Source organism: Streptomyces filamentosus (assembly GCF_014654895.1).
Taxonomy (GTDB): Bacteria; Actinomycetota; Actinomycetes; order Streptomycetales; family Streptomycetaceae; genus Streptomyces; species Streptomyces filamentosus.
In genome coordinates this window covers 1235834-1254463 of the sequence record NZ_BNBE01000004.1, presented here as the reverse complement: position 1 = coordinate 1254463, position 18630 = coordinate 1235834, and the positions used below count along the sequence as shown (strand labels likewise).

Here is an 18630-nt window from a genome sequence, read left to right as displayed (position 1 = left end):
GATCCAGGAGATCTCGCAGTCCTCGAAGGTCATGTCGCCGAGGAAGACCGCCTCCAGGGCGGTCAGCCGGTCGCTCGCCGCGGCGATCGCCGCGACGGCCGGGGCCGAGGAGGTGTCGTACGCGTCCTCCCAGCCGCCCACGACGAGCGCGCGGACCCGGCTGGTGTCCACGGTCTTCAGGAAGCGCTCGAAGGCGGGGCCCCAGCGCTCGTCCTCCGGGTCGCAGTACGTCGGGCACGACACCCGCCAGGCCACGCTCGCCGGGTCGGGCAGCTCGTCGTGCGACCCGGCGTCGGGGAAGTCGAGGACGGGGAGGCCGTGGAACTCCTCCAGGTGGACCCCAATGGTCATGGCGCTGCTCCAGACGACGGACGGCCGCACGGACCGGTGGCCGCACGGACTGACGGCAAGAGTTCTACCAAGCCGCACCGACACCGGCCCCCGGCGGGGCCCGTCCGGACCCGTTGTCAGTGGCGGCCCCTAGCGTCGTTCCCATGTCCGGGCAGTGGGCTCCGGACGGGAAAGGGGACAGCCATGTACCGGCAGGGGGACGTGCTGATCGTGCCCGTCGACGAGCGGGCCGTGCCCGCCCGGGCGAGGGACGCGCGGGGCGAGCCGAGGGACGCGCGGGGACGGCTGGTGCTGGCCTCCGGCGAGGTCACCGGCCACGCCCACGCCGTCCCGGGGGCCGGCCGGCTGGTGCGGGAGCCGGGGCCGTACGGCCCGTTCCTGCTCGAACTCCCCGAGGGCGGGCGCCTGGTGCACGAGGAGCACGCGCCGATCGTCCTGCCGAAGGGCTGGTACCGGGTGGTGCGCCAGCGGGAGTACGTGCCGGGCGCCTACCGGATCGTGGCGGACTGAGACGGGACGGGACGAGGACCATGGCGGGGACGGGAATGGCGACGACGCACACGCGGGGGGACGCGACGATGAACGACGGTGACGTGTACGAGAAGTGGCGGGCCGTCGCGGCGGCCACCGGTCCGGCCGACCGGGCCGCCGCCGAGGACGGGATCCGGCGGGCCTACGGGGCGGCCGGCCTGCCCGCGCCGGAGCGGGTGCTCTGGGCGGACTCGCCGCTCGCCGGGGTCGAGCTGGTCGCCGGCCTGGCGGACCGCGGACGCCCGGTGCGGGAGGAGGTGCGGACCCTGCCCTGGGCGGAGGAGCGCCGCCGGCTCCACGACGCGCTCGGCCCGGCCGGGTGGACGGCCCACTGGCAGGCCACCGGCGCCCGCCTCTGGGAACCGACGCGGGCCCTCACCGAGCGGATCAGAGCCGGGATCCTCGACGTGCTCGGAAACCGGGAGGAACCCGGCGCGCTCACCGAACCCGCCGGCCGCGAACTGCTGCGCGACGCCGTCCTCGGACAGCAGGACGCCGCCTGGCTCGCCGCCTTCGACGGGCACGGCGACCGGCTCGCCGGACTCGCGGCCGTCGCGCAGCAGGCCGGCTGGTGGTGGCCGTACGAGAAGGCCGTCGTCGTCTGCGAGCGCCCCGTCGCCCTGCACCGGGACGAGGCCGGCCGGCTCGACCGGGGTGACGGCCCCGCGCTCGCCCACCGCGACGGCTTCGCCCTCCACGCCTGGCGCGGCATGCCCGTCACCCCCGAGTTCCTCGCCGGGCTCACCGACCTGACCCCGGAGCGGATCCGGGAGGAGGAGAACGCCGAACTGCGGCGCGTGATGCTGGAGTTCCACGGCTACGAGCGTTACCTGGAGGAATCAGGGGCCCGCCCCGAGGGCCGCGACGAGACGGGCGTGCTGTGGCGGATCGAGCTCGGCGACGACGAGGACGTCGTCATGGTCGAGGTGGTCAACTCGACGCCGGAGCCGGACGGCAGCCACCGCACCTACTGGCTCCGCGTGCCGCCCCGCACCCGCACCGCCCGCGAGGGCGTCGCCTGGACCTTCGGCCTGGGAGCGGAGGCGTACGAGCCCCTCGTGCAGACCTGAACCGGCCGCCCGCTGGTGCGGAGAGGTGAAGGGCGGCCCCGGACAGGAGTGTCGTCCGGACGGCGGCCGCCCCGGGTGCTGGGATGTGCCCGCCGGGGCCACCGGCACCCACCGTCGAAGGGACCGTCCGTGCCGCACCGCCCCGCACCCACCCCGAACCGCGGCGCCCGCGCCGCCCGGCTGCTCGCCGCCACCGCCGGCAGCGCCGTCCTCGGAGCGCTCCTGCTGGGCACCGCCACCCCCGCGCTGGCCGCCACGCCGGAGCGTCCCGCCGCGCGCGCCGCCGCCCGGGCCGAGACCCCGGCGACGGTCACCGTCACGGGCAGCGGCAGCGCCTCCGCCGCTCCCGACCTGGCGATCCTCTCGGTGGGCGTGGAGGTCGCCAAGCCGACCGCGAAGGAGGCGATGGCGGCGCAGAGCACCGCCGCCGAGGCGCTCCTCGCGGTCCTCCGCGAGGAGGGCATCGAGGACCGGGACATCCGCACCGACAGCCTCTCCCTCACCCCCGTCTACACCCAGACGACCGGCGGCGAGTCCAAGGTGACCGGCTACCAGGCGAGCCAGACCTTCTCCGTGAAGGTCCGGGACCTCGACCGGACCGGCCAGGTCATCGGGGCCGTCAACGAGGCCACCGGGGACGCCGGCCGGGTCAACGGGGTCGTCTTCGACGTGGCCGACCCGACCGCGCTGCGCGCCAAGGCCCGCGAGGCCGCCTACCGGGACGCGTACGACAAGGCGTCCCAGCACGCCCGGCTCAGCGGCCACCGGCTCGGCCGGCTGGTCTCGCTCAGCGAGGGCGACTCGCTGCGGCCCGGCCACGGCGCGCTGCCGTCCATGCCCGCCGACGAGCCCAGCGTCCCGCTGGCCCCCGGCGAGATCGAGGAGCAGGTCACCGTCTCGGCCGTCTACGAACTGCTCTGACCTCGCTCGGCTCTGACTCCGCCCGGCTCCGCCCCGCTCGGCTCCGCCCAGCGCCCGGCGGGCGAGGGCTCAGGCCGTGGCGGGCGGGAGGCCCAGCTCGCGGTCGAGGGTCGCGTCCGCCCACCGGAGCATCGTGGCGCGGGACAGGCCGCCCGCGTAGACCGTGGTCTGGACGGCGAGCCCGTCCAGACAGGCGGTGAGCCGCCAGGCCGCGCCGGACGGGTCGGGACAGGGGAACTCGCCGGCTGCGACCCCCTCCTCGATCACGGCCGTCAGCGCGTCCTTCCACTCCCGGTCGAGCGAGGCGGCCACCCCGCGCAGCTCCGGGTCACGCAGACCGGCCGCCCACGCCTCGATCCACAGCCGCCATCCCTTGGCCTGCCCGGTGGGGGCGTACCAGCGGACGGCGGCGCGCAGCCGCCGCTCCGCCGTCGCGCGGCGCCCCAGGATCCGGCGCAGCTGCGCGAGGTCCTCCTCCGCCGCGTGCGCGAAGGCCGCCGCGACCAGCTGCTCCTTGGTCGAGAAGTGGTAGAGCACCAGCGCGTTGCTGACCCCGAGGGCGGCGGCCACGTCGGAGATCCGGACGGCGGTGGCGCCCCGGGCCTCGATCTGCCCGACGGTCGCCCGCAGCAGCTCCGCCCGCCGCTCGGCCACGCTCAACCGCACTCTCACCACGCCGTGCAGCCTACACAGCACATGACAGAGTCATGATCATCACCGGGTGGCCGGGTGGCCGGGTGGCCGGGTGGCCGGGTGGCCGGGTGGGCCCGCCACCGCAGCGCGCGCCGCCGGGCGGGGGAGCGGGGTCCCCTCCCGCATACGCCGCCCCGCAGGGGGAAGACGCCTGCTCCCGTGGGGAAGGCACATGCTCCCGTGGGGGAAGACGCCCGCTCCCCGTACGTCCCGGGCCGCCATCCGCGGGCGGCGGCCCGGGACGCACGGTCCTCCGGCCGCCCATAATGGAACGACCCCCCCCAGAGACCAGGAGGCCCTGTGACCGGTACCGGCTCCGACAGCCCGCTGCGGGCCCGGGTGCGCACCCTGCGGCCCGAGTCCTTCGGCGCCGAGCCCACGGGGGAGCGGCTGGCCCGGATCCGCCGCTCGCCGCACTTCGCCGACGGCGTCTTCCAGAACCCCGAGCAGGCCCGCCGCAGCCCGTCCGGCTCCGCCACCGACTTCGCGCGGGTCTACTTCGAGAAGGAGGCCCGCGCGCGCCGGAGCCCCTCCGGCCTGATCCCCGTCCACCCGACGACCGTCGCCGACCTCTCCCGCCCGGCGGCCAGTGGGCTGCGGATCACCTGGCTGGGCCACTCCAGCGTGCTCGCCGAGGTCGACGGCGTACGGATCCTCTTCGACCCGGTCTGGGGAGAGCGCTGCTCGCCCTTCGCCTTCGCGGGCCCCAAGCGGCTCCACCCGGTGCCCGCGCCGCTCGCCGCACTCGGCCCCGTCGACGTCGTCGTGATCTCCCACGACCACTACGACCACCTCGACCTGCCGACGATCAAGGCACTGGCCCGCACCGACACCCTCTTCGCCGTCCCGCTCGGCGTCGGCGCCCACCTGGAGCACTGGGGCGTCCCCGCCTCCCGGCTGCGCGAGCTGGACTGGCACGAGTCCACCGAGATCGGCGACCTCACCCTGACCGCCACCCCGGCCCGCCACTTCTGCGGCCGAGGACTGCGCAACCAGCAGCACACCCTCTGGGCCTCCTGGTCGGTCAGGGGCCCCCGCCACCGCGTCTTCCACAGCGGCGACACCGGCTACTTCCGGGGCTTCGAGGACATCGGCGCCGCCCACGGCCCCTTCGACGTCACCATGATCCAGATCGGCGCCTACTCGGACTTCTGGCCCAAGAACCACACGGACTATACGCCGATGCCTGGGGCGTGGCCAGACATTCACATGACGCCTGCGCAGGGGGTTCAGGCCCATCTTGACCTGCAGGGAGGTGCTCCGGCCGGTGTGATGCTGCCGATCCACTGGGCCACCTTCAACCTGGCTCCGCACCCGTGGGCGGAGCCGGGGGAGTGGACGAAGGACGCGGCGGAGGAGGCGGGGCAGGCGGTGGCGTTCCCCCGTCCCGGTGAGCCGTTCGAGCCGGCGGGCAAGCTGCCCGCGGATACCTGGTGGCGCGGGGTGTCTCGGCCGATCGCCCGTCCGTGGCGCCGACCGAAGCCGGCGCAGATTCCTGCCGAGGTGTCCGAGCGGGATCTCGACCTGGCTGGTGACCGGTGACGTCGGGCGAGGAGGAGCTGGGCAGGCTCGTGGCCCTGCTGACCCGTCTCTCGGCTGACGAGCGTGATCGTGCGCTGCGTGCTCTGGATGGTCCGTCCCGGAGAAAGCCTTCCGCGAGTATCCAGCAGTTCGTGCCCTTGCCCTCCCGGGCAGCCTCGTCCGCGGTTGTCGTCCGAACATGCATCGTAAGTTCGTGAGCATGAACCCGGAGGGGCCTCGCCGGTTTGGCGGCGAGGCTCCCTTTTCGTCCTGTATCGGGTTACTCGGGTGCAGCTGAAGCGTTGAGGCTCTTCGTTGCTGACGCTTCCGGTGAGGGTGACGGCAGTGATGGTGGTCATGTGGTTGGTCACTGCGGAGGACGCGAGTGCGGAGGCTGCTGGGTATACGGGACGGTCGCCCCGTGCTCAGAGAAGGGCCCGTGTCGCGCGGCTGGTCCGTGCGGAGTGCGACTACGACCCCGCAAGTTCACCGACGGAGTCCCCGCTGCCCCACGAGGTACGGCTTCCCTAGCAGCCCAAGAAGCGACGGCTGGTGTGCGGGCGGTGCCGCAACGACGACGCGGACGAGAGGGGGCGTCCGGCCGCGCTCGCCACGCGTCCTCGTGACCGGTGCCGCCACGGGGCTGAGGGCGTGAGCCAAGTCACCGCTTCGGCTACGTATCTGGCGTGAAGGCTGTCCCGTCGTACCGGTGTGTACAGCCATTCACCCTGCAAGGAGCCGTGAAGCGATGCCTCAGCCCTCTCTGTCCCCCGACCCCGGCCGACTGCCGCAGCCTCTGCTGGCGGTGGCGCAGGCCGCACGCCGCGAGTTCCTCGTCGTGCTGGAGCCGCTGCGCGGCGAGTTGTTCCGCTACTGCCGGCGCCTGACCGGCAGCGTGTGGGACGCCGAGGACCTGGCCCAGGAGGCACTCGCCCGGGCATTCACGCGGGCGGCACAGACCCATCAGCCGGTCGAGCGCCCCATGGCGTGGCTGGTGCGGATCGCAACCAACGCCTACCTCGACCAGGTGCGCCGCCCGGCTCCGCTGCTCGTGAAGCCGGTGGAGCGGGCCGCCCCTGCCGCCGCCGATCCCGCCGAGGTGCGCGATGCGCTCGCGGAGATGGCCACCCTGCTGGCGCCGCAGGAGCGTGCCGCCGTCGTCCTCAAGGACGTGTTCGACCTGCCGCTGAAGGAGATCGCCGCCATGCTGAGCACCACCGAGGGGGCGGTCAAGGCCGCACTGCACCGTGGCCGAGGGCGTCTGGCCGATCCGGAGCGGGAAGCTGCGCTCGCCCGTCGTGCGGCTCCCGACCGCGAGACCCTCGACGCCCTTGCCGCGGCATTCACCGCGTATGACCTAGACGGGCTGACCGAGCTCTTCGTCCAGGACGCGGTCAGCGACGTGATCGGCGTCGCCCATGAGGTCGGACGGGCGCAGATCGCCGCCGGCTCGCTGCACCACACCCTGGTTGTGGAGTCCTCCGTCCGGTGGCGTGCCGAAGTCCGGGAGCTCGACGGCGAACCGCTGGTCCTGATGTGGGCCACCCCGGCCGACGGCAGTGGCCCCGAGGCGGTCGAGGACGTCCTGCGCGCCGAGATCGTCGACGGCGGGATCACGCGCCTGCGCTGGTACTACTTCTGCCCGGGCGTCCTCGCCGAGGTCGGCGACCGGCTGGACGTGCCCGTCCGAACCCACGGCCACCTCGTGTGACGAGTGTGGGCACCGTTCTTGCCTTGCCGCAGATAACAGGGGCGCTTCCACCGCGCGTCTGCGGCCCTGCGGCGGCGCACGCTGCCGAGCAGAACTGCGGCGGCACCTTTGGGCCCGTGCCGATCTGGAGCGCCGCACCGCAGGCACAGCGCCCGCTGGCGAGCTTCTGGATGCGGCGGTGTGCCGCTCGGGCCACCCGTTCCAGCCGGAAGTTCTCGGTGTCCATCGCGTAGTGCACATGAACGGCCTGCTCGCCGCAGTACACGACGTCGACCATCTCGGGCTCGTCGTAGGCCGCTTCGATCAGAGCCGTCTTGACCGGAAAGCAGGCGCCCTGGGCGACGGCGGCCGCGATCAGTCGGTCGCCCTCCTTTCCCAGCGCCACGGCGGCGGGGTCACCGGCACTGAACTCCTCACGCTGGCTGTGCCCCCACGCCCGGGCCATCTCGACGAGCTCGTCCTCAGGACGCTCGGCGAGGTGCCGGTGGACACAGTAGGGGATCGAGTGAGCCGAGACCGGCCCGGAGTCGCAGCCCGGGACGCGGCACCGCTCGGTGGCGTAGTCGTCCTGCGTGAGGACCATCTCGAAGCGGCGGCCGCAGCACGCCACGATCAGGGAGTGGAAGCCGTTACGGGACTCCAGCTCCAGCTCGGTGGACCTGCTGGCGGGCGCTAGCAAGCCGAGGAGCAGCATGACGGTCGAGTACGGCACCGGCTCGCCCAGCGGGGTGAAGTCGAACATCTCCGGTGCCTGTTCGGGGTCGACGACCGGGTGCTGGCCGGTCCAGTCGGGCGAGGGCCCGCACGCGGTGAGCAACTTCCCCAGGGTGAACGGCCCGGGCTGGCCTTCGGCCGGGGTGGTCTTGCGGAGCTCGGCGGTGTACTTGCCCCCGGTATCGCGCTGGGCTTGCCGGGCACACTGGGCGGCGGTGTTCTGGTGACGCGGCATCGGTCTTCTCCGGACTCGAAGGGCATGCCCACGCTGCCCGTCGACGCAGAGGAACGGCGTCGGGGCGACGCGGGCCCCGAAGGGCCTTGGCCGATTGCGGGAGACGGCGTGGGCGTCGTCCTGCGGCGGGTGGCGGTGCGCGTCCAGCAGAAGGCACCGTAGCGCAACGGCCGGAGGTCACGCTGTGAGCCGCTCCATCTGGTCGTGGCAACCGATCGACCGCGACTCCTCAGCGGCCTGACCATTGACGGGCTCGGCCTGATGCGCCCTCCAGGCACGGAGTTGATCTGGCTCCTGGGCGTGGTCGGAGGCCGCATTGGCCTTGCAGGCCGGCACGAGCAATGAGCATCGGGACGCCGGACGGCAGTGCCCCATGGGGAGGAGCCGGACGAAGTCGGAAATCAGACAGTGGGCGTCCGCGTTGCCGCGTAACGTGCATCCATGTTCACGTACGAGCCGCCGGTTCCGGCGGACCAGCTCCGGAAACTTCCCACTCGGGATGCCGCGCTTCTCCTGCTACAGAACCTTGCCAAAGGCGGCGGCGATCTTCAGTACGCCGGGCTGATAGGCGGTGCCCGCATGGCCTTCCAGGAGGAGAGGGACGTCGACCTGCTGACAAACCGGCTGTCCGACGCGTGGAGCTGGCTGGAGGCCCACGCGCTGTTGTCCCGAGTACCGCGCCAGTCCGAGAACTTCCGGCGGCTCTCCCGTGACGGCCGGGAGCTGGCGGCGGACCCGAAGGGCCTGGCCCGGTTCGAAGCCCGCACCCGGCTCGCCGGTCCGCTCCATCCGGACCTGGAGAAGACGGTGCGCACCAACTTCGACCTCGGGGACTACGAGACCGCGTGCTTCGCCGCCATGAAGGCCGTCGAAGTCGCCGTCCGCGACGCCTCTGGGCTCGACAACTCCCTCGTCGGCGTCGCGCTGATGCGCAAGGCGTTCCAACCGCACCAGAACGGCAAGCCCGGCGGCCCGCTGGCCGACGCCGGCGCAGAGGGCGGCGAGCAGGAGGCCGAGTCCGCGCTGTTCGCCGGCGCCATGGGCCGCTACAAGAACCCCTCCAGCCACCGCACCGTCGACTTCGCCGACCCGATCGAGGCGGCCCAAATCATCCAGTTCGCCGACCTGCTGTTGCGCCAGGTCGAACGGGCCCGGGCCAGGAACAGCTAACGAGGAGCACTGGAGCCCGCATCGTCCAACCAGCCCGGAGACATGTGGTGACCTGGTGGCTTCCTGCAGTCGTGATTATGGGGTCGGCAGGCGGCGGGCGAGGTCGGGGGCGAGTTGCCCGGCTGCTTGGCCGAGTCCGAGGGCGAGGTCTCGCCGACGGGGGATGCGGCGAGACCTCGCCCTCTCATGTTACGTCGTACATGCCCCGCAGACCTCTTGTCCTGACGGTTTGTTCGCTATGCACACAAACGGGAGATGACTGGTTTGACCTCAGGGTTCGTGGGGGCCGGGGGTGCCACCTGCTCTGATGGGAGCTGCGCGCATCACACAGCCGCGCTGCCGAGTAGCTGGCCGCCCTCTGCTCCGCCTGGGCCTCGAAGTGCTGACTGCCGTGCCCGTGGAAACGACAGTCGGCGCGTTCATCCCTGACCCCCGGGGCCAGCACTGATCGTCTGGACGTGTGCGGCTGTATCAGGCGAAGGCGAAGGGGGTGAGTTCAGCCTCTGCGATGCGCTCACGCGTGAAGAGTGGTGCGACCAGTACCCAATCCTCCTTCGGGGGCGCACCGAATGATGGGTGAAAGGGACTGAACGTCCGGACGCGATCCGGCCTCGTGCCGGTGAAATCTCCCCGGAAGGGGATGCATCGCGATGACAGTCAAGCGCTCCACCCGTCTGACCGCCCTCATGGCCCTGCCCGCGGCCCTCACCCTCGCCGTGGCAGCCCCGGCACTGGCCCATGACACCAACCACGCAGGTCAGCAGACGCAGCACGGCCGGAGCTACAAGGTCGACCTGCGGCAGCTGAACGACTCGGGCGCCCGCGGCACCGCCCAGCTCACCCTGCAGGGCCGCCAGCTCACGGTGAAGATCAACGCCCAGGGTCTGGTCCCCGGCCAGCCCCACGCCCAGCACATCCACGGCTCCACCACCGGGCACGACTTCACCTGCCCCGACGCCAGCGCCGACAAGAACGGCGACGGCATCGTCACCACCGCCGAGGGACTGCCCGCCTACGGGGACATCAACATCTCCCTGACCACCAAGGGCGACACGACCAAGGCCAGCGGACTGGCCGTCGACCGGATGCCGGTCGCGGACAAGAACGGCAACCTGTCCTACTCGCGGACGATCGCCGTCTCCCAGGCCGTCGCCGACAACATCACCCGCCTGCACGTCGTTCAGCACGGCATCGACCCCAATGGCAACGGGGTGTACGACTTCGGCAAGGGCAAGAGCGAACTCGACCCCAAGCTGCCCCAGGAAGCCACCGCCCCCGCCACCTGCGGCACCATCGAAGGCCACTCCGGAGCCTCCATGGGCAACAACTACTAGCCCTCCGGCAAGAAGGTGACGCCAACGGGCACAGCCGTAAGGGCTGTAGCCGTTCCGCCCGAACGACAGCCTCGGTGCCTACTCGACGCCGAGGCCGTCACCATCCTCAGCTGAAGACCTCAACCGCTTCCGGTTTGCGCGCCGCCTCGGTTGTTCGAGGAGCCCCGTTCGGAGAATCCGGCCTCTGTGCCCGTCGGACGTCTCGCCAGCGCACCCAGGAGAATCCCATGCTCGTTCGTCTCCGCTCCCGCCCACCACACATGGTCCTGACGATCGCGGGGCTGTGCATGCTCATCGTCCTCGTCGGCTGCTCCTCCTCCGGCGGGCCCGCGCCCACCTCCCCGTCGCCCTCGGCACCGTCCTCCGCATCGGTCAGCGAAGAGCGCATCGTCATCAAGCACTTCCGTTTCGAGCCGGTCGACCTGGCTGTCGCACCCGGAGCCAGGGTGTCCGTGGTGAACGAGGACTCCGCTCCCCACACCGTGACGGCCAAGGCCGCCGATGCCTTCGATACCGGCACCGTCAAAGGCGGTGAGACAGCCACGTTCACCGCACCGCCCGCTGCCGGCACGTACCGCTACGTCTGCAGCATCCATCCGTCCATGACCGGCACCCTCACCGTCCGCTGACCCGCGCAGGCCGCGCGGCGTCTCACCATGGAGCGATCCCATGCACCACGGTCCGATGCGGTCGAACAGCACACACCGGAAACTGCATGCCGTTGCCCGTCTTCTGGCCGCTGCCGGTCTTACAGCAGACGCCTACCTCCACGCGCGTCTCGCCGAAAGCTACGACGCCGTCAGCGCCACCCTCAGCCAGGGCACCCTCTTCAGGATCGAAGCCGCCACCGCCGCACTCGCGGCGCTGCTGTTCCTTGTCTGGCGCCACCCCCTGGCTGACGCCTTCGCCTGGACCGTCGCCGCCGGCGGACTTGCGGCCCTCCTGCTCTATCGCTACGTCGACATCGGCGAACTCGGCCCCCTGCCCAGCATGTACGAACCGGCCTGGTTCACCGACAAGAATCTCGTCGTCATCGCCCAAGTGCTCACACTTCTCGCCACCTCAGTGCTCCTTCTCACCCGTCGTCGCCGACGGGGCCACGCCTGACGTCCGGCATACCCGCGTGGCGGGCCCAGAGAATCAGCGGAACCTGGAGGGGAAGCCGCGCGTAGGCGACGGCTTTTGCGGTCGTCGAGCGGTGACGCCAGTCGTAGGCCATCTTGACGTTCGCCGGGAACACTCCGGCGAAGAAGAGGGCGGTCGCGTGGGCGCTCGCCCTTCGGGTCGCCGGCAGCGCGAGACCGGCTGCCAGAGCCAGCTCGACCACGCCGCTGGCCGTGGTCCAGGCCCGGGGGCCACCCGGCAGAGAGCCCGGCACGATGGCGTCGAACTGCCGGGGCGCGGCAAAGTGAGCGAGGCCCGCCGAGGCCATCAGACCGGCGAGCAGAAGCGCGGAACGAGCAGGGGACATGGGGTTCCTTCGGTCAAAAGGGCGCCGGGGCAGGCGTCCGGGAAACGTTCAGTGGCTGCGGCGCAGGCGGATCGGGTGACGTTCACCGGCGGACGGGGTGAACATGGCGGCGTCCAGCGGTCCTGCCCCCCACATTGTCTCCGGGGCGGAGGTACAGGGCGGGGAATCCAGACCGAGGGCTTCGGCTGTGCTGCGGGCGGCGAGGCTGTGCCAGAGACCCGAGCGGCTGATCATGGCGTGGCGGCCGGCGGGCATGCGGATGCCTCGGACGCGGGCCCCGGCCACTTCGGCGCGATGGAGGTAGGCCCACGTGTCGGTGGCCGAGGTGATCCGGTCGGCCGGATCATGGAGGGCGATCACGGTGCGGTGCGCCAGGTGGGTGGCCGGCTCACCGGGAGGGCACCAGGGAGCGAGTGCCACGACGCCACGGACGTGCGGATCGTCGGCGGCGCGCAGCGCGGCCCGGGCGCCCATGGAGTGCCCGAGCAGCACCACGGGCAGAGGGCCGACCAGGTCGGCGAGTTCGGCCAGGGCCCGGCGCGTGTCGTGGACGGGGTCGGCGCGCTCGCCGTTCCAGCCGCGCATCCGGTAGCGGACGTAACCGATGAGGACGTCGGCGTGGCGGGGGTCCTGGCCGAGTACCCGGGCGAAAGCCTTCATCCGCAGGTCGGGCAGGTTGAGGGCAGACGGGGGTGCGAGGGAGTCGGCACGTCCGCCGTGCAGCAGCAGTACCGCGCCGGCCGCAGGCAGAAACCTGGGCTCGGGCAGGTGGAGAGCCGGGAAGGCGCTGCTCCGATCGGATCCGCTCATGTCATACGCTCCGGCTTTCCGGGAACGGCTTTGCGGGGTGGCAGGGGGAGGAAGCCGCTGGTGCGCGCGGTGTACGCGGCGTAGCCGGGGCGGTGGGCCATGTGCTTCTCCAGGAGGCGCTTGCCGCTGCCGATGGTGAGGAGCAGGGTCATGAGGACCGGGGAGACGAGGACGGCGAGGGCCGGCTGCCAGGCGGTGCAGGCGAGGAGGTACAGGCCCCACCAGACGAGGCTGTCGCCGAAGTAGTTGGGGTGCCGGGTCCAGGCCCACAGGCCCTGGTCCATGATCCGTCCCCGGTTGGCGGGGTCCGCCTTGAAGCGGGCCAGCTGGTGGTCGCCGACGGCCTCGAAGACGAGACCGGTCGCCCACAGCGCGAGCCCGCAGTACGCGAGGGCGTCCAGGGGCGCGGAGCTGTAGGAGGCGGCCTGGACGGGGAGGGAGATCAGCCAGACGAGGGCCGCCTGGCCGAGGTAGACGATGCGCAGCGCGTACAGGGTCCGGTTTCCGGGCGCCTTGTCGAGGAGGGCGGTGTAGCGGGGGTCCTCACCGTGTCCGCGGGAGCGGTGGGCGATGTGGGCGGCCAGCCGCAGCCCCCACAGGAGGGTCGCCGCGGCGACGAGCAGGCGTCGGCCGTCGTCGCCGTGGCCGGCGGAGAGCAGCCAGGTGACGGCGGCGACGGCGGCGAAGGCGAGTCCCCAGGCGATGTCGACGAGGCGGTGCAGTCCGCGGCGCACGGCGATCGCGAAGGTGGCGAGGAGCACCGCCCCGGCCGTCGCCGCGGCGGCGGCGAGGTTGACGCCGAGGGCGCCCCAGTCGGTTCCGGTCACGCCGGCCCCTCCTCGGCGTACCAGGCGGCGGGGGTCGCCGGCATGGCCGACGCCCCTTCGCGGGTGGGGCGTACGGCGAGGATCTGGTCGACGCCCATGCGGCGTTCGGAGAAGGCGAGCGACGCGCCGGCCAGATAGAGGCGCCAGACGCGGGCGGTGGTCGTTCCGACGAGGGCCTCGACGTCGCTCCAGCGCTGTTCGAGGGTGGAGCGCCAGGCGTCGATGGTCGTCGTGTAGTGCTCGCGGAGCGATTCGACGGAGCGGGCCTCCAGGCCGGCGGTCTCCAGGATGTCCACGGTGCGGCCGACGGGGCGCATGTGCATGTCGGGGGCGATGTACGTCTCGATGAAGGCGCCTCCGCCGGGTGCGTGGGAGCCGCGGGACATCTGCTGGATCAGGAGCCGGCCTCCGGGACGCAGCACGTCGTGGAGCTTGGCGGCGAAGGCGGGGTACTCGGCGTCGCCGACGTGTTCGCCCATCTCGACGGCCGCGGCCGCGTCGTAGCCGCCGCCGTCGATGTCGCGCCAGTGCCGCAGCTGGACGTCCACGAGGTCGGACACCCCCTCGCGTGCGGCCCGCGCGGTGACGAACTCGTGCTGGGCGCGGGACAGGGTGACCGCGGTGACGCGGGCCTTGTGCGCGCGCGCCGCGTGGACGGTGAGGGAGCCCCAGCCGCAGCCGACGTCGAGCAGCCGGTCCCCGGGGCCCAAGCCGAGTTTGCGGCAGATCAGGTCGAGTTTGTCGCGCTGCGCGTCGGCCAGGGTGTAGGCCGGATCGCCGGGCCGGGTCCAGTAGCCGCAGGAGTACGCCATCGACTCGTCGAGGAGGAGCGCGTAGAAGTCGTTGGAGAGGTCGTAGTGATGGCTGATGCCCGCCCGGTCCCGCGCGACGCTGTGCAGACCACCGGTCAGACGTGCCCGCCCGTCGGGCCGCTTCGGGGGCGGACCGACGGCACCGAGGCGTACGGCGAGGGCGGTGGCCGCGGCCATGCCCGCGGGTCCGGGGCGTGTCGCGGGCCGGTCGCGGACGCTGCGGCCGGCTCGGGAGAGGGCGTCGGCGAGGTCGCCCTCGACGTTCAGGTCGCCGGTGACGTACGCCTCGGCCACGCCGAGCTCGCCCGGTTGCCACACAAGGCGGCGCAGCGCGTCGGGCGAGCGGAGGACCACCAGGGGCGCGTCGGCGGGGCCCGTCTGGCTGCCGTCCCAGGCCCGGACGCGCACGGGGAGCGGCCCCGGGAGGAAGTGGCCGAGGAGTCGGGCGAGTCGGTCGGCGGCGGACTTCATCGGGGGGTTCCTTCGGTGAGGAGGAGCTGGCGGACGTCGAGGTAGCGGGAGCGGAATCCGGCTTCCGAGTAGGCGAGGTAGAACTCCCACATGCGCTGGAAGACCGGGTCGAAGCCGAGGCCGGTGACGGCGGGGCGGTGGGCGGCGAACCGTTCCCGCCACAGGCGCAGGGTCTCGGCGTAGTGCTCGCCGAAGCCGTCGTCGGCGACCGTGCGCAGACCGGCGGCGGCCGAGTGCGCGGCGATGGCCTCGCGGGAGGGGATCAGACCGCCGGGGAAGACGTACTTGCTGATGAAGGTGTGGGTGGCGGCGGTGTGGAGCATCTGCCGGTGGCCCATGGTGATGGCCTGCAGGGCGATCCTGCCGCCGGGCGCGAGCGCGCGGCGCAGGGCCCTGAAGTAGGCGGGCCAGTACTCCGCGCCGACCGCTTCGATCATCTCGACACTGATCACGGCGTCGTACCGCCCTTCCGCGTCGCGGTAGTCGCGCAGCTGGACGTCCACCCGGTCGGCGAGTCCGGCCGCCGCGATCCGCTCGCGGGCCAGGGCCGCCTGCTCGGCGGAGAGGGTCAGGGTGGTGACTCGCGCGCCGCGGGCGGCGGCCCGCAGGGCGAGTTCGCCCCAGCCGGTGCCGATCTCCAGCAGCCGGGTGCCCTCGCCGACGCCGGCGAGGTCCAGAAGCCTGTCGATCTTGCGGTGCTGCGCGGAGGCGAGGGACTCGAAGCGGGCGGGGAACCCGGTGAAGACCGCCGACGAGTACGTGAAGGTGGCGTCGAGGAACGTGGCGAACAGGTCGTTGGAGAGGTCGTAGTGGCGCTGGATGTTGGCGCGGGCCCCGTCGCGGGTGTTCCGGTCGGCGACGGGGCGGGCCGACACCCACAGGCCCCGGAGCCGGCGCAGCGGAGCGGGCACCAGCTCGTCGGCGTGGGCGGCGAGGACGGTCAGGACGCCAGCCAGGTCGTCGCTGTCCCATTCGCCGGCCAGGTAGGACTCGCCGAAGCCGATCAGCCCGTCACGCCCGATGCGCTGGTAAAAGGCATCGGAGTCGTGGAGCGTCAGGTGCGGGCCCACCGCCGAAGGACGCGTACCGGCCGGAGGACCGGTCAGGGACAACTTGTCCAGGGCCCGGCTCACCAGGTACCGGGCGACGGCGGTCCGGGCAGGGCCGGCCGAGGGGATCCGGACCACGTCCGGCCAGTGGTCGGCGTCGACGTCCGCACGGCTGAGGGGCGCAGCGGTCGCGGGGCCGCCCGGCGGCGTCTGCTCGGGGACGTCGAGGGTGCGGCCGGCGAGCCGGGAGCGGCTTTCGGAGGTGAGGGCGGGGCGGGTCACGACAGCGTGCCTTTCTGCGGGGCGGAACGGGGACGTGGGTGCACGGGGAGTCCGCGCAGCAGCAGGTGGACGCCGTGGCGGCGGATGCCGGCCGAGACCGCGGCGGTGGACCAGGGTCTGCGCGCGGCCGCGGCCAGCAGCGCGGGCACGGTGGCGGGCCGGCGGCGGCCGCGGACGACCGCGGTGAACGCCCTGCCGTCGTCGTTCTCCAGGTGGACGGTCAGGGCCAGGCGCTCCCCGGGCAGCGGCAGGCGCATCCGGTAGCGGCCGTCGACCGCGAAGAACGGCGAGACGTAGAAGGTTTTGTCCGCCACGGCCTCGTCCGCATCGTCCGTCCGCAGCAGGTAGCAGTGGCGCTGCCCGTAGGTGTTGTGGACCTCCGCGACCACGCACACCAGGGCGCCGGAGGCATCGCGGCACCAGAACACGCTCAGCGGGTTGAAGACGTACCCGAAGACCCGGGCGTGCGCCAGCATCACCACCCGCCCGCCGCCCAGGTCGATGTCGTGCGCGGCGAGGAAGGCGTCGAGCCCGGCGCGGAGGGAGCCGGCGGTGCCGGCGAAGTGGTCGCGGGCGTCGAAACGGGCGAGCGGACGCAGTGGCCGGGGCAGCACCGGCAGGTGGTCGAGGTCCACGCACCACAGGTAGGTGCGGTGCCGCAGCGTGTGGTGCAGCGGCGTGCGGCGGACGTGCGTGATCACGCAGTCGTACAGCGCCGCGACGGGCTCCGCGCCCAGGGGGCCCGCGGATATGACGTCTCCTTCGGTGCGGGTCACCAGTCCACCCCCAGGGACCGGGCTGCCTCGACACCGGAGCGGCAGCCGTCCTCGTGGAACCCCCAGCCGTGCCATGCCCCCGCGTACGCGGTCACACCGGTGTTGAGACGGGGCAGTTCCTTCTGCGCCGCGACCGACGCGGGCGTGTAGACGGGGTGCTCGTAGACCATCCGCTCCACGACCCGGTCCGGGGCGATGCCGGTGTCACCGCCCAGCGTGACGACGTAGCCGGAGCCTGCGGGCAGGCGCTGGAGGCGCTCCATGTCGTAGCTGACGTGTACGGGTGCGGTGGAGGGCTCGCAGCCGGTCATGCGGTAGTTCCAGCTGGCGCGCGCCTTCGGAGAGCGGGGCAGGAGGGAGGTGTCGGTGTGCAGCACGGTGGGGTTGCGCGAGTACGTGAAGGCGCCCAGGAGCCGCTTCTCGTCGGCGGTGGGGTCCGCGAGCATGCGCAGCGCCTGGTCGGGGTGCGTGGCGATGACCACGGCGTCGTACGCGTCGGTGGCGCCGTCGCCGGTGGTGACGAGGGCGCCTCGGCCCGTGCGCCGGACGGCGTCGACCGGGCTGGAGGTGCGGATGCGGTGGACGCGTTTGGCAGCGGCAGTCACGTAGGCGGACGAACCGCCGGTGACGGTCTTCCACTGCGGGGAGCCGGTGATCGACAGCAGACCGTGATGGTGCAGGAAAGCGAACAGGTAGGCGGCCGGGTACGCCAGCGCGGTGCGGGCCGGGCAGGACCACACGGCGGCGACGAGCGGCAGGGCGAAGTGGCTGACGAAGTAGGGGGAGAACCCGCCCTCGCGCAGGAAGTCCCCGAAGGTGACACCCGCATGAGTCCCCCGCGCGAGCAGCCGCCGGGCACCCCGGTGGAAGACCGGCACCTCTGCCAGGAGCCGAAGGTACCGGGCCCGCAGGGCCGCACGGGAGGCGAACAGTCCCGCAGCGCCCCGGGCACCCGCGTACTCCAGCCCGCACCCGTCACACCGCACCGACATGCTCATCTCGGCGTCCTGCGTGCCGATCTCCAGCTCCCGGAACAACCTCAACAGGGTGGGGTAGGTGCGCTCGTTGTGGACGATAAACCCCGAGTCCACGGCAAGTGCCCGACCGCCGGGGCCGGGCAGCTCACGGGTGTGGGCGTGGCCGCCGAGCCTCCCGTCCGCCTCGTACAGGGTGACCTCGTACGAGGACGCCAGGACGTAGGCGGCCGTCAGGCCCGCCACGCCGGCGCCCACGATCGCCGCCTTGCGCTGTTCGACCACCATCGCTCCCGCCACTCGACACGCCGCCCGACTGCTGCGTTTCACCCGTACTTCGCAGCAGTCGGGCGATCGGATTGGCGTGATGTGTGACCGCGAGGTGGAAGGTCCGGTCGAAGAGGTGTGCCGGTTCAGCCGGTGAGACCGGCGAGATGCGTGCTCAGCGTGACGGCGGGCGGGTAGCTGGCGCCTATGGCGGTGACGTGCTTCCAGTGCAGGCGGCCGTGGCCGTTGACGATGAACACCGACCGGCGCAGGCCGATCAGGGGTGCGCTGATCCCGAAGGACTTCGCCACCACACGCTCCTCGTCGGACAGCAGGGGCATGCTCAGCCTGCGGTTGCGGGCGAACTTCTCATGACTGTCGAGCCCTTGTGGGCTGATGCCCCACACGGTGGCACCGGCGGACTGGAGTTGGTCGATGCCGTCGGAGTAGGAGCAGAGCTGTGCGGTGCATACCGGTGTGTTGTCGCCGGGGTAGAAGACGAGAACGAGCGGCTTGCCGCGCTGCTCGCACAGGGTGTAGTCGCGGCGATGGAAGGTTTCGCCGTCCAGATGTCCGCCGGGCAGGCAGAAGTCGCCGACGATGTCCCCGATCTCCGGGATGCTTGCCATGAAGTACCTCG

General features: G+C 72.3%; 18 protein-coding genes and 2 pseudogenes. 9 read left to right on the top strand and 11 right to left on the bottom strand.

Going from position 1 to position 18630, the window contains the following annotated elements:
• A pseudogene (locus tag IE326_RS39465) lies at positions 1-351 on the bottom strand (STM4015 family protein); the annotation flags it as partial.
• A gap of 183 nt (positions 352-534) precedes the next feature.
• Here IE326_RS39465 and IE326_RS39460 point away from each other — a divergent pair.
• From IE326_RS39460 to IE326_RS39450, 3 genes are all read left to right on the top strand, one after another.
• Complete coding sequence (locus IE326_RS39460; RefSeq protein WP_150234930.1) at positions 535-861, top strand: DUF8820 family protein; 327 nt, start codon at positions 535-537, stop codon at positions 859-861.
• Positions 862-929: 68 nt separating this feature from the next.
• Positions 930-1952 (top strand): DUF6745 domain-containing protein, encoded by a 1023-nt coding sequence (locus IE326_RS39455; RefSeq protein ID WP_190044992.1) that lies wholly within the window; start codon positions 930-932, stop codon positions 1950-1952.
• Between the two features lie 129 nt (positions 1953-2081).
• Positions 2082-2873, top strand: coding sequence for an SIMPL domain-containing protein (locus IE326_RS39450; RefSeq protein ID WP_150234927.1), 792 nt, complete (start codon positions 2082-2084; stop codon positions 2871-2873).
• A 69-nt stretch (positions 2874-2942) separates the two neighbouring features.
• Here the strand turns inward: IE326_RS39450 and IE326_RS39445 are convergent, their stop codons facing one another.
• A complete protein-coding gene (locus tag IE326_RS39445; protein WP_190044991.1) occupies positions 2943-3548 on the bottom strand; it encodes a TetR/AcrR family transcriptional regulator in 606 nt (201 codons plus the stop codon).
• A 318-nt stretch (positions 3549-3866) separates the two neighbouring features.
• Between IE326_RS39445 and IE326_RS39440 the strand changes: the two genes are divergently transcribed.
• Together IE326_RS39440 and IE326_RS39435 are read left to right on the top strand one after the other, a co-directional pair.
• Complete coding sequence (locus IE326_RS39440) at positions 3867-5108, top strand: MBL fold metallo-hydrolase (RefSeq protein ID WP_190044990.1); 1242 nt, start codon at positions 3867-3869, stop codon at positions 5106-5108.
• A 727-nt stretch (positions 5109-5835) separates the two neighbouring features.
• Positions 5836-6798, top strand: coding sequence for a sigma-70 family RNA polymerase sigma factor (locus tag IE326_RS39435; RefSeq protein WP_190044989.1), 963 nt, complete (start codon positions 5836-5838; stop codon positions 6796-6798).
• On the opposite strand, the gene IE326_RS39430 is transcribed toward IE326_RS39435, so the two are convergent.
• Positions 6701-7747, bottom strand: coding sequence for a hypothetical protein (locus IE326_RS39430; RefSeq protein WP_190044988.1), 1047 nt, complete (start codon positions 7745-7747; stop codon positions 6701-6703). The genes IE326_RS39435 and IE326_RS39430 overlap by 98 nt on opposite strands.
• 579 nt (positions 7748-8326) lie before the next feature.
• On the opposite strand from IE326_RS39430, the gene IE326_RS39425 reads away from it, so the two are divergent.
• The 4 genes and pseudogenes from IE326_RS39425 to IE326_RS39410 all read left to right on the top strand — a co-directional run bounded on the left by IE326_RS39425 (position 8327) and on the right by IE326_RS39410 (position 11358).
• Positions 8327-8917, top strand: a complete 591-nt coding sequence (locus IE326_RS39425; RefSeq protein WP_229915876.1) for a TIGR02391 family protein — start codon at positions 8327-8329, stop codon at positions 8915-8917.
• A 650-nt stretch (positions 8918-9567) separates the two neighbouring features.
• A pseudogene (locus tag IE326_RS39420) lies at positions 9568-10236 on the top strand (hypothetical protein); the annotation flags it as partial.
• Positions 10237-10478: 242 nt separating this feature from the next.
• Positions 10479-10880 carry a cupredoxin domain-containing protein gene (locus IE326_RS39415; protein ID WP_229915875.1) on the top strand — a complete coding sequence of 134 codons (402 nt, stop codon included), beginning with the start codon at positions 10479-10481 and terminating at the stop codon, positions 10878-10880.
• 40 nt (positions 10881-10920) lie between these two features.
• Positions 10921-11358, top strand: a complete 438-nt coding sequence (locus tag IE326_RS39410; protein ID WP_190044985.1) for a hypothetical protein — start codon at positions 10921-10923, stop codon at positions 11356-11358.
• Here the strand turns inward: IE326_RS39410 and IE326_RS39405 are convergent.
• The 8 genes from IE326_RS39405 to IE326_RS39370 form a co-directional block, all read right to left on the bottom strand.
• Positions 11327-11722 (bottom strand): DoxX family protein, encoded by a 396-nt coding sequence (locus IE326_RS39405; RefSeq protein WP_190044984.1) that lies wholly within the window; start codon positions 11720-11722, stop codon positions 11327-11329. The genes IE326_RS39410 and IE326_RS39405 overlap by 32 nt on opposite strands.
• Before the next feature lie 48 nt (positions 11723-11770).
• Positions 11771-12532 carry an alpha/beta fold hydrolase gene (locus IE326_RS39400; RefSeq protein ID WP_190044983.1) on the bottom strand — a complete coding sequence of 254 codons (762 nt, stop codon included), beginning with the start codon at positions 12530-12532 and terminating at the stop codon, positions 11771-11773.
• Positions 12529-13359, bottom strand: coding sequence for a DUF1295 domain-containing protein (locus IE326_RS39395; RefSeq protein WP_190044982.1), 831 nt, complete (start codon positions 13357-13359; stop codon positions 12529-12531). The genes IE326_RS39400 and IE326_RS39395 overlap by 4 nt, the downstream gene beginning before the upstream one ends.
• Entirely contained in the window at positions 13356-14642 is a 1287-nt protein-coding gene (locus IE326_RS39390; RefSeq protein ID WP_190044981.1) for a class I SAM-dependent methyltransferase, read from the bottom strand. The genes IE326_RS39395 and IE326_RS39390 overlap by 4 nt, the downstream gene beginning before the upstream one ends.
• Positions 14639-15973: an SAM-dependent methyltransferase gene (locus IE326_RS39385; protein WP_189954451.1), complete on the bottom strand. Its 1335-nt coding sequence runs from the start codon at positions 15971-15973 to the stop codon at positions 14639-14641. The genes IE326_RS39390 and IE326_RS39385 overlap by 4 nt, the downstream gene beginning before the upstream one ends.
• Entirely contained in the window at positions 15970-16749 is a 780-nt protein-coding gene (locus IE326_RS39380) for a DUF1365 domain-containing protein (RefSeq protein ID WP_229915874.1), read from the bottom strand. Before IE326_RS39380 ends, IE326_RS39385 begins: the two co-directional genes overlap by 4 nt.
• The gene (locus IE326_RS39375) at positions 16746-18011 is read right to left on the bottom strand and encodes an NAD(P)/FAD-dependent oxidoreductase (RefSeq protein ID WP_190044979.1); all 1266 of its coding nucleotides are present in this window, start codon (positions 18009-18011) and stop codon (positions 16746-16748) included. The genes IE326_RS39380 and IE326_RS39375 overlap by 4 nt, the downstream gene beginning before the upstream one ends.
• A 125-nt stretch (positions 18012-18136) precedes the next feature.
• Positions 18137-18619: a peroxiredoxin gene (locus IE326_RS39370; RefSeq protein WP_189954447.1), complete on the bottom strand. Its 483-nt coding sequence runs from the start codon at positions 18617-18619 to the stop codon at positions 18137-18139.
• Positions 18620-18630 lie beyond the last annotated feature (11 nt).